Below are 13,024 nucleotides of genomic sequence, written 5' to 3'. Positions count from 1 at the left end.
CGACCGGTCCGGCGCGTCGTCACCACGCCGGTTCCCGGTCGTCAGGGCTTGAGCAGGGCGGCGACCTCGGCCGCGATCTCCTCCGGGGTGCGCCCGTCGGTCAGCACGGTCGCGGTGGCCACCTCGGCGTAGAGCGGACGGCGCTGCTCCATCAGGTGCTTGAGGGTGGCCCGCGGGTTGATCGCCAGCAGCGGTCGCCCGGCACCGAGACCGACCCGCTTCACCGCGTCGGGCAGCTCCACCGAGAGGTGCACCACGGTGTGCCCGATCAGCGCGGCGCGGTTCTCCTCGGCGAGGATCGCGCCGCCGCCGAGGGCGAGCACCCCGCCGTGCGAGGCCAGCGCCGCCGCCACCGCCGCCCGCTCGAGGGTACGGAAGTGGTCCTCCCCCTCGTCGACGAAGATCTCCGGGATCGGCTTGCCGGCGAGCTGCTCGATGTCGAGGTCGGTGTCCCGGAACTCGACGCCCAGCTCGGCGGCGAGCGCCTGGCCGACCGTGGTCTTGCCGGAGCCGGGCGCCCCGACCAGTACGCAGACCGGCCGGTTCACCGGGTCACGCTCCCCGCGGTCACCGGGTCCCTCTTTCGTTCGCGACTGCGGGGCTCCGCTCCGCTGCACTCCTCGCGCTCACCCGGGTCCCTCTTTCGTTCGCGACTGCGGGGCTCCGCTCCGCTGCACTCCTCGCGCTCACCGGATCACCAGGGCGTCGAGGTAGCCGGCGAGGTTGCGGCGCATCTCGGCGACCGAGTCACCGCCGAACTTCTCCACCGCCGCCTCGGCGAGCACCAGGGCGACCATCGCCTCGGCGACCACCGCCGCGGCGGGCACCGCGCAGACGTCCGAGCGCTGGTTGATGGCGGTGGCCGGCTCACCGGTAATGACGTCGACGGTGGCCAGGGCCCGGTTCAGCGAGGAGATCGGCTTCATCGCCGCCTTCACCCGCAGCGGCTCGCCGGTGGTAATGCCACCCTCCAGGCCGCCGGCCCGGTCGGTGACCCGGCGCACCCCGGCGGCGGTCGGCAGGATCTCGTCGTGGGCCTCGGACCCCCGGGAACGGGCCTGCTGCCAACCGTCGCCGATCTCCACGCCCTTGATCGCCTGAATGGACATCAGCGCGGTGGCCAGCCGGGCGTCGAGCTTGCGGTCCCACTGCACGTGGCTGCCCAGGCCCGGCGGGACCCCGTACGCCAGCACCTCGACCACGCCGCCGAGCGTGTCGGCGGCCTTCTTCGCGGCGTCGACCTCGGCGACCATCCGGGCGCTCGCCTCCGGGTCGAGGCAGCGCAGCGGGTCGGCGTCGATCCGCTCGGCGTCTTCGGGGGTGGGGCGCAGCCCGGGCTTGGCGACGACCGGGCCCAGCTCCACCACGTGGGAGACGATCTCGACGCCGAGCGCCTGCTTCACCAGGGCCTTGGCGACGGTGCCCACGGCGACCCGGGCGGCGGTCTCGCGGGCGCTGGCCCGCTCCAGGATCGGCCGGGCGTCGGTGTGGCCGTACTTCTGCATGCCGGCCAGGTCGGCGTGGCCCGGCCGGGGGCGGGTGAGCGGCGCGTTGCGGGCCTGCCCGGCCAGCTCGTCGGGGTCGACCGGGTCGGCGGCCATCACGGTGCGCCACTTCGGCCACTCCGAGTTGCCCACCCGGATCGCCACCGGGCTGCCGATGGTGACCCCGTGCCGGAGCCCGCCGATGATCTCGATCTCGTCCTGCTCGAACGACATCCGGGCGCCCCGGCCGTAGCCGAGCCGGCGCCGGGCCAGCTCACCGGCGATCTCCCCGGTGGTCACTTCGATCCCGGCAGGCACCCCCTCGAGCATCGCGACGAGGGCGGGTCCGTGCGATTCACCTGCAGTCAGCCAGCGCAACACAGCGGTCAGTCTGTCACGCCCGGTGGCCGCGGCGACGCCGTGCCCACCGCGTCCCGTCCTACGGACGCGCCCGTCCGGGCACCGGCCGTAGCGGGCGGCCCGGGGCGCCGCGAGGTCAGCCCGGGCGGCGCGCCCCGGCCAGCGCGGCGGCCATCGCCTCCCGGGGTGCCGGCACCCCGGTGAACTGCTCGAACTGGCCGACCGCCTGGGCGAGCAGCAGGTCCAGCCCGGAGACCACCCGGCAGCCTGCGGCGAGCGCGGCGGCGGCGAGCGGGGTGGGCCACGGGTCGTAGAGGGCGTCGAAGAAGACCGTCCCCGGCCGCCAGTCGAAGTGCGCGGCGAGCGGGTCGGCCACCCCCTTCGGCACGGTGGAGACGACCAGGTCGGCCCGGGCGTGGCTCGGCGCCCCGTCCCAGTCGGCGCCGGCGAGCGGCACGCCGACGGCGCGGGCCACCGGGACCAGTTCCTCGCACGCCTCCGGGCGGCGGGCCACCACGGTGACCTCGGCCGCGCCGAGCCGGGCCGCCGCGGCGAGGGCCGCCCGGGCGGTGCCACCCGCGCCCAGCACGGTGACCGTCGCCCCGGCGGCCACCCCGGCGGCGGTGAGCACGTCGACCATGCCGGTGACGTCGGTGTTGTCGGCGTACCAGGTGCCGTCGGGCCGGCGTACCAGCGTGTTGGCGGCGCCGACGGCGGCGGCGACCGGCGAGACCTCGTCGGCCAGCGCGAGCGCCGCCTCCTTGCCCGGCATGGTCACCGACAGCCCGGCCCACTCCGGACCCAGCCCGGCGACCAGGCCGGCCAGCTCGTCGGCCGCGCACTCCAACCGGGTGTACGACCACCCGGTCAACCCGGCCGCCGCGTACCCCGCCTCGTGGATCACGGGGGAGAGCGAGTGGGCGATCGGCTTGCCGACGACAGCGGCCCTCACCCGCAGTTCGTCCCGCTCAGGACGCCGTTGTCGCACATCTGCTTCTGCAGCTTCCGGAAGTCGGCGTCGTTGGAGCCGTAGCCCATCGTGCCCTTCTGGTCGATGGTCATGAAGTAGATCCAGTCACCCGCCGGCGGGTTCACCGCGCCCTTGAGCGCCTCCTCGCCGGGGTTGCTGATCGGGGTGATGGTCAGCCCGTCGGCACCGTGCGTGCGGTACGGGTTCTTCGGGTCGTTGAGCTCGGCCTGCGTAAGGACGTCGGAGTCCTTCGGGGCCTTGCCCTGCAGGCGCTTCCAGTAGTTGATCGCGCTGTCGATCTCCAGGCACTTGCAGTGGTACTTGTCGGTGTAGACCCGGTTGTAGATCACCCGGGCCACCTTCGGCATGTCCACGTGGTTGACCGACTCGGCCTGGGCGATGGACGCGGTGATCAGCGCCTCGTACGGGGAGATCTTCCGCTCCTGCTGCGCCTTCTCGACGAAGTTCAACTCCTTGGTGACGGTGAGGAACTGGTCCACCATCATCGACAGGATCTGCTCGGCGGTCGCCTTCGGCGGGATCTCGTAGGTCGCCGGGAACAGGAAGCCCTCGATGCTCTTCGGGCCCTTCTTGCCGTCGCCACGCGTGAACCAGTAGGCCGGCACACCCAGCTTGACCGGATCCTTCGCGGCAGCCTTGAAGTCGGCGACCGGGATCTTGGTCTGCTTGGAGAGAATGTCGTAGATCGCCAGGCTGATCGTGCCCTCGGGGATGGTCACCCCGCTCACCACCCGGTTCTTCGGGTCGAGCAGCATGGTCACCGCGTCGGCGGCCTTCATCTGCTTGCGGACCTTGTACCGGCCGACCTGGATGTTCTTGCTGCGGGAGTTCGCCTCCGCGGCCTCGATGAACGCCTTGGTGCTCTTCACCACGCCGACGTCGTAGAGGGAGTCACCGATGTCGGTGAGCGTGTCCCCGTTCTTCACCTCGACCAGCGCCTCGCCCGAGCCCGGGCCGTCGTAGTCGGGGGTGACGAAGTGGTTGCGGATCCGGTCGAAGCCGACGTACGCGCCGCCGCCGATGCCGCCGAGCAGCACGAGCGCCATCAGCAGGGCGAAGATCGTCTTGCCCCGGCCGCGCGACTTGCCGTTGCGCTTGGCCACGGCGCCGCGCCGGTGCCGGCCCTTCTCCCCCCTCTCCGACTCGTCGAACACCAGATCCAGATCGTCGATCATTACGTCCGCCTCCGCTGCGCGTCCAGCCAGCTCTGCAGAATCTCCACCGCGGCGGCCTGGTCGACCACCGCCCGTTGACGTTTTCCCCGGACGCCACGTTCGGCCAGCCTACGACTAGCCACGACGGTCGACATCCTCTCGTCCGTCAGCGCCACCGGAACCGGCGCTATTACCTCGGCCAGACGGGCAGCGTACGCCGACACGTGGACCGCCGCAGGACCGTGTTTGCCGGCAAGATTGACCGGAAGACCCACCACGACCTCGACGGCCTCGTGCTCCGCGATGAGGTCGACCAGCGCCGCCATGTCGGCCGGCACCGCGTCGGCCGCGGCGGTCAGGTCCCGGGCGAGGGTGACCAGCGGGGTGGCCAGGATGCCGTGCGGGTCGGAGCGGGAGACGCCGACCCGGACCTGCCCGACGTCCACCCCCAGCCGGACCCCACGGGACAGCTCAGCCACTACCGGACACCGCCCCGTGACAGGCCAGGGCGGACCGGCATGGTCCGCCCTGGCCCCAGTCGGTGCGCCATCACGCGTCGGCGATCGCCTTCTCCACGGTGGCCAGCAGGTTCGGCGCCTCGGCCGCCGGCAGGCCACCACCCTGGGCGAGGTCGTCGCTGCCGCCACCGCGGCCGGAGAAGGCCGCCTTGACCAGCTCCTTCGCGGTCAGGCCGCGACCGCGCGCGGCCTGGTTGACCGCCACCACCAGGGACGCCTTGCCTCCTGCCCGGGCCGCCACGGCGACCACCGCCGGCCGGGCCGGGTCGATCCGGCCGCGGATCTCCTGGGCCAGGGTCCGCACGTCGTTGCCGGCCGCCCCCTCGGGCGCCTCGGTGCCGACGTACGCCACCCCGCGCACGTCCTTCGCCTGCCCGGCGAGCGCCGCCGCACCGCCGAGGACCAGCTGGGCACGGAGCTTCTCCAGCTCCTTCTCCGCGTCCCGCAGCTGGGTGACGGTCTGCTCCACCCGGTCGGCGACCTGGTCGCCGGGGACCCGGAACAGCTCGGCCAGCCGGGAGACCAGCAGGTGCTCGCGGGCCAGGAAGCCGAAGGCGTCCATGCCGACGAGGGCCTCGATCCGGCGCACGCCCGAGCCGACCGAGGCCTCGGAGAGAATCTTCACCAGGCCGAGCTGCGCCGACCGGGCCACGTGCGTGCCGCCGCACAGCTCCCGGGCGTAGTCGCCGACCTCGACGACCCGGACCCGCTCGCCGTACTTCTCGCCGAAGAGCGCCATCGCGCCGATCCGGCGGGCCTCCTCCTGAGTGGTGATGAAGGCGTGCACCTCCATGTCGGCCAGGAGCACCTCGTTGACCTGCTGCTCCACGTCGCGCAGCACGCTCGGCGCCACCCCGGTCGGGGTGTTGAAGTCGAACCGCAGCCGGCCCGGCGCGTTCAGCGAACCCGCCTGGGTGGCCGACTCGCCGAGGAAGTTGCGCATGGTCTGGTGCACCAGGTGGGTCGCGGTGTGCGAGCGGGAGATCGCCCGCCGCCGGGACACGTCGATCTCGGCGTACCCGGTCTCCCCGGCGCGCACCTCGCCCCGGACCACCCGCGCCCGGTGCACGATCAGGCCCGGCACCGGCTGCTGCACGTCGAAGACCTCGAGCTGGCCGCCGCCGACCGTGATCAGACCCTGGTCCGGCTGCTGGCCGCCGCCCTCCGCGTAGAACGGGGTGGTGTCGAGCACCAGCTCGATCGTGTCGCCCTCGACCGCCGCGCCGACCTCGGCGCCGCCGGCGAGCAGCGCCCGCACCCGCGACTCCCGGTTCAGCTCGGTGTAGCCGGTGAACTCCACCGGACCACCGCCGTCGAGCACCGACCGGTACGCCGACACGTCGGTGTGCCCGGTCTTGCGCGCCTGCGCGTCCGCCTTCGCCCGGCTCCGCTGGTCGGCCATCAGCCGGCGGAAGCCCTCCGCGTCGACCTGGAGCCCCTGCTCGGCCGCGATCTCCAGGGTCAGGTCGATCGGGAAGCCGTACGTGTCGTGGAGCTGGAACGCCTTGTCGCCGGAGATCGCCGCCTTGCCGGCCGACTTGGTCTCCGCGATCGCGGTGTCCAGGATGGTGGTGCCCGACCGCAGCGTGGCGAGGAACGCGTCCTCCTCGGCGTACGCGTACTGGGAGATCCGGCCGAACTCGGCGGACAGCTCCGGGTACGACGGCGACATGCAGTCCCGGGCCACCGGCAGCAGCTCGGGCAGCGCCCGGTCCTGGTAGCCGAGCAGCCGGACCGCGCGGATCGCCCGGCGCATGATCCGGCGCAGCACGTAGCCACGGCCCTCGTTCGACGGGGTCACCCCGTCGCCGATCAGCATCAGCGCGGTGCGCACGTGGTCGGCGATCACCCGCAGCCGGACGTCGTCCGGGTGCGACTCGCTGGCCACGTGGCCGGAGCGCGCGCCGTACCGCTTGCCGGTCAGCTCGGCGGCCTTGTCGAGGATCGGCCGGACCTCGTCGATCTCGTAGAGGTTGTCGACGCCCTGGAGGATGGAGGCCATCCGCTCCAGGCCCATGCCGGTGTCGATGTTCTTCGCCGGCAGCTCGCCGAGGATCGGGTAGTCCTCCTTGCTGGTGCCCGGACCCCGCTCGAACTGCATGAAGACGAGGTTCCAGAACTCCATGTAGCGGTCCTCGTCGACCGCCGGGCCGCCCTCGCGGCCGTACTCGGGGCCACGGTCGTAGAACAGCTCGGAGCACGGGCCGCAGGGGCCGGGGATGCCCATCGACCAGAAGTTGTCCGCCTTGCCCCGGCGGACGATCCGCTCGGCGGGCACGCCGACGGAGCGCCAGATCTGGTACGCCTCGTCGTCGTCCAGGTAGACCGTCGGCCAGATCCGCTCCGGGTCCAGCCCGAAACCGCCCTGGTCCTGCGGCTTGGTGACCAGGTCCCAGGCGAGCGGGATGGCCCCGTCCTTGAAGTAGTCGCCGAAGGAGAAGTTGCCGTTCATCTGGAAGAACGTGCCGTGCCGGCTGGTCTTGCCGACCTCGTCGATGTCCGGCGTGCGGATGCACTTCTGGACGCTGACCGCGCGGGAGTACGGCGGGGTCTGCTGGCCCAGGAAGTAGGGGACGAACTGCACCATGCCGGCGTTGACGAACAGCAGGTTCGGGTCGCTGATGGCGGGCAGCGGAGCGGACGGCACCACGGCGTGGCCGTTCGCCTCGAAGTGGGCGAGGTACCGCCGCTTGATCTCCGCCGTCTTCATCGCTGGTGCTCCTCCGGGAAAATCTCTCGGTCGCCGATGCGCGGGTCCTCCCGCAGCTCGGCGAACTGGTCGTCGAACGTCTCGCCGCGGGCGAACGCCTCGTGGATCTCCTGCTCGCGCTCGGCCATCCCGACCCGGACGTCCTCCACGAAGCTACGCAGCGACTCGACCAGGCCGCCAGCGGATTCCGACAGGCCGCTGGCGATGCCGGCCGGCGTGTACGCCTGCGCCGTTCTGGTCGCCTTGCGCACCACCAGCACGCCCACGGCCAGCCCGACGCCCAGCCAGAACAACCGCCTCATGTTCTCATCCTCCTGGTCAGCGCCGGCCGGTCAGCGGTTGCCGCGCTTGGCGGCCCGACGCTGCTGCTTGATGGTGTCGCGCACCTCGCGCTCGGTCTCCGCGTGCCGGCGGGCCGAGGCCGCCCGGCGCACGCCGTAGCCGAACGCGGCCACCTTCACCAGGGGGTTCGCCGCGGCGGCGGAGACCACGGTGGCCAGGTTCGCCACGTTGGCGGTGACGTTCTGCGCGTGAGTGGTCATGGTGTCCACCTTGGCCAGCTGGAGGTTGACCCCGTCGAGGGAGGTCTGCACCTGCTCCAGGGCGACGTTGACGTTCTTCACGGTGGTGTTGACGTCGCCGAGCAGCGGCGTGGTGCGCTCGTTCAGGTCGTTGATCATGCGGGTCGTCGCATCCACGGTGTGCCGCAGCCGCAGGATCGGCACCGCCAGCACGAGCACCAGCATCAGGAACGCGCCGGCCGCGATCAGCGCAGCGATCTGTCCACCATCCACGCGCATGTCCTCCTCAAGCAGGCGTTCCGGGATCCGACGTCCCGGAACGCGCGACCGTCCTGCCCACTCGCCCCGCGCCGACCCACCACCGCGGTCGACGGGCGCACGCGGGCCCGCCAGCCCCAGACCCTACCGTCCGTGATGGAAACCGGCTCAGGACGGTGAGCGTGTCTGTTCGCCCAGTGGATCGTCGGTGAGGGTGGGGAACGGATCCTCACCGGTGAGTGACGGGTCAGTGCTCGGTTGTGGTCCGGTCCGCTCGTCGTCGATCGCGTTGCGCACCTTCACCGACACCAACGAACCGGCGCACTTCCCCGCTGCGGGCGAGGGCGCCGGAGACGGCGCGGGTTGCCCGTTGACCGGCGGCAGGGCGCAGGTGGGCTCGCGTACCCACAGGTCGAGGGTGAGTTCGTCCCGACGCCAGCAGGTGTAGCTGCCCTTGGCCGGCTGCTCCGGGCAGCGGCTGACCTTCCACCGCCGCCAGCCGTCCCGGGTCAGCGCCTGCTCGTAGGCCTGGGCGGTCTCCTTCGGCGCCCGCTGCGACTCCACGGTGCGCTCCCGGAGCCGGCAGTCCTGCAGGCACCAACGGCTCCCGCTGACGTTGTCGACGGTCTTCACCGTCGCCCAGGTCGGCAGGTCGAGCGCGTCGAGGGAGTCGAAGACCGGGTCCCGACTGAGCGTCCGGAGGCCGAAGTAGAGCGGCACCGCGCCGAGCAGCAGCAGACTGACCAGCGCGAGGATGCCCATCCGCAGGCGGCGCCGCTCGCGCATCTGCCGGCGCAGCTCGGACCGGGCGCCGCGCAGGCCACCGGCCGGCGTCAGGTCGTCGTCCGCCGACTCCGACCCGGCCCGCCGCAGCGCCGGTCCGGAATGGTCCGCCGGTTGCGGCCGCAGACCGACCGGCTCCGGCTGCGGTACGACCGCGGCGGCGCGCGCCACCGCGGGCGCGTCCCCGGGGCGACCGGGCGGCGGTACGGCCGCCGCGCCGCGCGGTTCCGGGCGGCCCGGCTCCCGCTGCGGCTGGGCCGACCGGCCGACCGGCGGCTCGTCGGGTCCGGCGGGCCGGGCCACGGGGGCGGCCGCGCGGGCCACCGCGGGCTGCCCGCCCGTGGTGCGGGGGCCGACGTCGCCGGTCTGGGGGCCGAGCCGGTCGGCACCGGGCGACCGGGGTGGGACGGGACCGTCGGACGCGACGCCCGGCCGGGCCGCGCCGCGTGCCGGCCCGGCCTGGCGGCCGTCACCGGCGGCCGGCGACGGAGCGGAACGACCGGCGGGGGCCGGACCGGGGCCGCCGACGGTTGGCGCTCCCGGCCGGCCGGCCGGGGCGGGACCGCCGGGGCGCGCCGCCCCGCGGGCGCCGGTGGGCTGATCGGGTACGGCAGCCGGTCCCGGCGGCACGGCGGCGCCGGCCCGGCCGGTCGCGGCCCGACCGGGGCCGGCGGGGGTGCCCCGTCGTCCGGCGGGCGGCTCCTCGACCGCGGGCCCGGCCGACGCCGTCCCGTCGACCACCGGCAGGGCCGGGTCGCTGTGGTGTCCGCGGCCGGCCTGGCGTAGCCAGTCGGCCGGCCGCTCGGGGCGGTCGCCGCGCGGCCCGTCGCCGCCGTCCCGCCCGGCGCGGCGTGGGCTGGGCGGCGCGGACGCGTCGGCCCCGCCATGACGGCCCCCCGGGCTCTCGCCGCCCTCGGCGGCGGCCCGACGGCCGGCCGGCAGGTCGGTACCGCCGGCGGCGCGACGGCCGGTCGGCGGCCCGGTGACCTCCGGCGCGGCCGGGCGGCCACCGGTCGACGGGGTGTCGGGCGCGGCGCGACGACCGGGCGCGGCCGGGCCGGCCGGCTCCGGTCGGGGACGCCGACGGTCACCCGCACGTCCCGGGTCGGTGCCGGGAGCGGAGCGGGCGGTCCCGGGCGACGTGACGTCCCCCGGCACCGACGGTGCGTTGCCGCTCCTCGGCAGGACCGGCTCCTCGGGCTCGCTGGCGCGGCGACGACCGCCCGCGCGCGGTGCACCGGGCCCGGTCGGGCCGTCGGTCACCGGCGGCACACCGGCGGTGGCCCGGTCCGCGGGGCCCGGCTGGGCCGGCGCGCGACGGCGCCGCCCCTCGGCTCCACCCGGGCCGGGGCGCGGCGCGCCGGTGGCCGGGTCGACGGTCGGGTAGGCGGCGCCGGGCGGAGTCGCCGCCCCACGGGGCGGATCCCCGGCCGGTGCGCCACGGCGGCCGGGCTCGGCGCCCGCCGGAGCGGAGCGACGACCCGCGCCGGAGACCGGACGGACACCGGGATCGCCGCCGTCAGGCATCCCCCGCCGGCCCGCGCCCGAGACGGGGCGAAGTCCAGGATCGGTGCCGCCGGGGATCGCGCGCGGGCCCGCACCCGAGACCGGACGGCCGCCCGGTTCGGCGCCTTCGGGCACAGCACGGCGGCCCGCCCTCGAGGTGGGCGGGGCGGACGTCGGGGCGCCAGGGCCCTCGGGGCCGCGCCGGCCGACGCCGGGCGGCGCGGACCGGGGGCTGTCGGAGGGGGCGCCCGACCCGGGCGCCGGCCAGCCGGTCGCGGGCGGCTGCCCGCCCCGGCCGGGATGGCCGCCGGCCGGAGCCTGCGGGCCGCCGGCGGCCGGCGGGACCGTGCCGTGCGCGCCGGTGGACCCGGCCACGCCGCGGCGCGGGGGTCGGGACGGCTCGGCCGGGCGGCGGACGGGCCCGGCCGGCTCGGGCGACCCGGGCCAGGGCCCCTCGGCCGGGCGCGACCGGCCGGCGGCCGGATCGGGCCCGCCGGGACGGACCGGGGGTGCCGCCGGCCCGGCCTCGGCCGGGTTGCGCCGCACGGGCGGCCCGTCGGGAGCGGGGCGGCCCGCGCCGGGCGGGGGCACGCTTCCCGGCCGGGCACCCCGGTCAGGCTCGGGTGACGGGGGCACCGAGCGCGGCGGCGGGCCGGCGGGCGGCATCGGGCCGCGCGGCGACGCCGGGCCCGGGCCGCCACCTTCCGGGCCGAGCTCCGTCCGCTGCTCCTTGGCCGTACGCAGGTCGTCGATCCAGCCGAACTCCTCGCCGGCGACCCCGCCGTCCGGCTCGGCGTCGGCCTTGCCGCGCCCCCACCGGCGACCCTTGGCACGAGGGTCCCGCCGCTCGTCGGGGCCGTCCTCCGGCCGCTCCGGACCACGCGCCATCACTGCTGACCCTCCCCGACGGCGTCGCTGCCGCCCTCATCCGCCCCGCTGGCCCGCTCCGGGCTCGCCGGGTGGCGACCGTTCACGGCGGCCGGTGCGGGCTGCTCCGCCCGCGCCGCCGGTGCGGCCAACCCGCGGACGATCCGGCGCAGCAGCGGCAGCCGGGTGGCCACCGACCGCTCGGCGCCGTGCCCGCTGGGCTGGTAGTAGTCGGTCCCGACGAGGTCGTCCGGAGCGTACTGCTGGGTGACCACACCGCGGTGGTCGTCGTGCGGGTAGCGGTAGCCGGCACCGTGCCCGAGGCCCCGCGCGCCGGAGTAGTGCGAGTCGCGCAGGACGCGCGGCACCGCGCCGCCGCGACCGGACCGCACGTCGGCGATGGCGGCGCCGAGGGCGGTGGTGGCCGAGTTCGACTTCGGGGCGGTGGCCAGGTGGATCACCGCCTGGGCGAGGTTCAGCTGCGCCTCGGGCAGGCCCACGTACTCCACGGCGTGCGCGGCGGCGGTGGCGACGCTCAGCGCGGTCGGGTCGGCCATCCCGACGTCCTCGCTGGCGAAGATCACCAGACGGCGGGCGATGAACCGGGCGTCCTCACCGGCGACCAGCATCCGGGCCAGCCAGTGCAGCGCCGCGTCCACGTCCGAACCGCGCATGCTCTTGATGAACGCGCTGGTCACGTCGTAGTGGGCGTCGCCGTCCCGGTCGTAGCGGACGGCGGCGACGTCGACCGCCTGCTCGGCGGTGGCCAGCTCGATCCGACCGGCGCCGAGCGCCGTGGCGGTGGCGGCCGCCGCCTCCAGGGCGGTCAGCGCCTTGCGCACGTCCCCGCCGGCGAGGCGTACGAGGTGGTCCTCGGCGTCGGTCTCCAGGGTGAGCGCGCCGCGCAGGCCGCGCTCGTCGGCGACCGCGCGGCGCAGCAGGCCGCGGACGGCGTCGTCGTCCAGCGGCTGGAGGGTGAGCAGCACGCACCGCGACAGCAGCGGCGAGATGACCGAGAAGTACGGGTTCTCGGTGGTCGCGGCGAGCAGGGTGACCGTCCGGTCCTCCACCGCGGCGAGCAGCGAGTCCTGCTGGGTCTTGCTGAACCGGTGCACCTCGTCGATGAAGAGCACGGTCTGCGGGCCGCCCGCACGACGCTGCCGGCGGGCGGTCTCGATCACCGCCCGGACGTCCTTCACCCCGGCGGAGAGGGCCGACATGGCGACGAACCGGCGGTCGGTCGCCCGGGCCACGAGGTGGGCGATGGTGGTCTTCCCGCTGCCCGGCGGGCCCCAGAGGATCACCGACATGGGCGCCGCGCCGCCGACCAGCTGCCGCAGCGGCGCGCCCGGGGCGAGCAGCTGGTCCTGCCCGACCAGCTCGTCGATGCTGGCCGGCCGCATCCGCACCGGCAGGGGCGAGTCCTCGCCAACGGCGGTGAACCCGTCGACGCCACCGGAACCCGCGGGGGCGCTGGGCGCTCCGGCGGGTTCGCCGAGGGTGAAGAGGGCTTCGGACTCCATCACGAAGACAGTACCGGGCCCGGCCGACGACGCTGGAATCGCGCCGCGGACCGGGCCAGCGGTGATCCGTTCCGGTCAGCCACGACCCGGACGGCGACCCCGGTACCAGCGGCCGCCACCACCGCCGCGCGGGCCGGAGCCGACCCCGGCCAGGTAGAGCGAGAGCAGCAGGAAGCCGATCAGGGCCAGGGTCCAGTTGTTGAAGAGGTCGGGGGCGCCGAGGTTCGTGTTCAGGAAGTCGAGCAGCAGCGCGAAGCCGAACACGATGGCCGCGAGAATGGCGAGCATGTCGTTCCTCCGGTGGGGGGTCCCAGTAGGTCGGCGGCTGATGTACCCAATCGGTCTGTTC

At 75.0% G+C, this 13,024-nt stretch carries 11 protein-coding genes; all 11 read right to left on the bottom strand.

Going from position 1 to position 13,024, the window contains the following annotated elements; genetic code table 11:
* Positions 1-41: 41 nt before the first annotated feature.
* The gene (locus tag ACTWO6_RS12615) at positions 42-548 is read right to left on the bottom strand and encodes a shikimate kinase (RefSeq protein ID WP_446219815.1); all 507 of its coding nucleotides are present in this window, start codon (positions 546-548) and stop codon (positions 42-44) included.
* Positions 549-686: 138 nt separating this feature from the next.
* The gene (gene aroC / locus ACTWO6_RS12610; RefSeq protein WP_446219814.1) at positions 687-1,865 is read right to left on the bottom strand and encodes a chorismate synthase; all 1,179 of its coding nucleotides are present in this window, start codon (positions 1,863-1,865) and stop codon (positions 687-689) included.
* 115 nt (positions 1,866-1,980) lie between these two features.
* Complete coding sequence (locus ACTWO6_RS12605; RefSeq protein WP_446219813.1) at positions 1,981-2,796, bottom strand: shikimate dehydrogenase; 816 nt, start codon at positions 2,794-2,796, stop codon at positions 1,981-1,983.
* Entirely contained in the window at positions 2,793-4,010 is a 1,218-nt protein-coding gene (gene mltG, locus ACTWO6_RS12600; RefSeq protein ID WP_446219812.1) for an endolytic transglycosylase MltG, read from the bottom strand. The genes ACTWO6_RS12605 and mltG overlap by 4 nt, the downstream gene beginning before the upstream one ends.
* Positions 4,010-4,468 carry a Holliday junction resolvase RuvX gene (gene ruvX, locus ACTWO6_RS12595; RefSeq protein WP_446219811.1) on the bottom strand — a complete coding sequence of 153 codons (459 nt, stop codon included), beginning with the start codon at positions 4,466-4,468 and terminating at the stop codon, positions 4,010-4,012. The genes mltG and ruvX overlap by 1 nt, the downstream gene beginning before the upstream one ends.
* 70 nt (positions 4,469-4,538) lie before the next feature.
* Positions 4,539-7,217 (bottom strand): alanine--tRNA ligase, encoded by a 2,679-nt coding sequence (gene alaS, locus ACTWO6_RS12590; RefSeq protein ID WP_446219810.1) that lies wholly within the window; start codon positions 7,215-7,217, stop codon positions 4,539-4,541.
* Complete coding sequence (locus ACTWO6_RS12585) at positions 7,214-7,519, bottom strand: hypothetical protein (protein WP_446219809.1); 306 nt, start codon at positions 7,517-7,519, stop codon at positions 7,214-7,216. Before ACTWO6_RS12585 ends, alaS begins: the two co-directional genes overlap by 4 nt.
* 30 nt (positions 7,520-7,549) lie before the next feature.
* The gene (locus tag ACTWO6_RS12580; RefSeq protein ID WP_109802369.1) at positions 7,550-8,011 is read right to left on the bottom strand and encodes a DUF948 domain-containing protein; all 462 of its coding nucleotides are present in this window, start codon (positions 8,009-8,011) and stop codon (positions 7,550-7,552) included.
* 153 nt (positions 8,012-8,164) lie between these two features.
* Positions 8,165-8,782 carry a hypothetical protein gene (locus tag ACTWO6_RS12575; protein WP_446220640.1) on the bottom strand — a complete coding sequence of 206 codons (618 nt, stop codon included), beginning with the start codon at positions 8,780-8,782 and terminating at the stop codon, positions 8,165-8,167.
* 2,390 nt (positions 8,783-11,172) lie between these two features.
* Positions 11,173-12,675 (bottom strand): replication-associated recombination protein A, encoded by a 1,503-nt coding sequence (locus ACTWO6_RS12570; RefSeq protein ID WP_446219808.1) that lies wholly within the window; start codon positions 12,673-12,675, stop codon positions 11,173-11,175.
* 75 nt (positions 12,676-12,750) lie between these two features.
* Entirely contained in the window at positions 12,751-12,963 is a 213-nt protein-coding gene (locus ACTWO6_RS12565) for a hypothetical protein (protein WP_130334282.1), read from the bottom strand.
* Between the last annotated feature and the right edge of the window lie 61 nt (positions 12,964-13,024).

The sequence above is a fragment of the Micromonospora sp. IBHARD004 genome (assembly GCF_052814115.1).
Note: the sequence above shows the minus strand (reverse complement) of the source record. Positions and strands in the feature narration are given on the sequence as shown.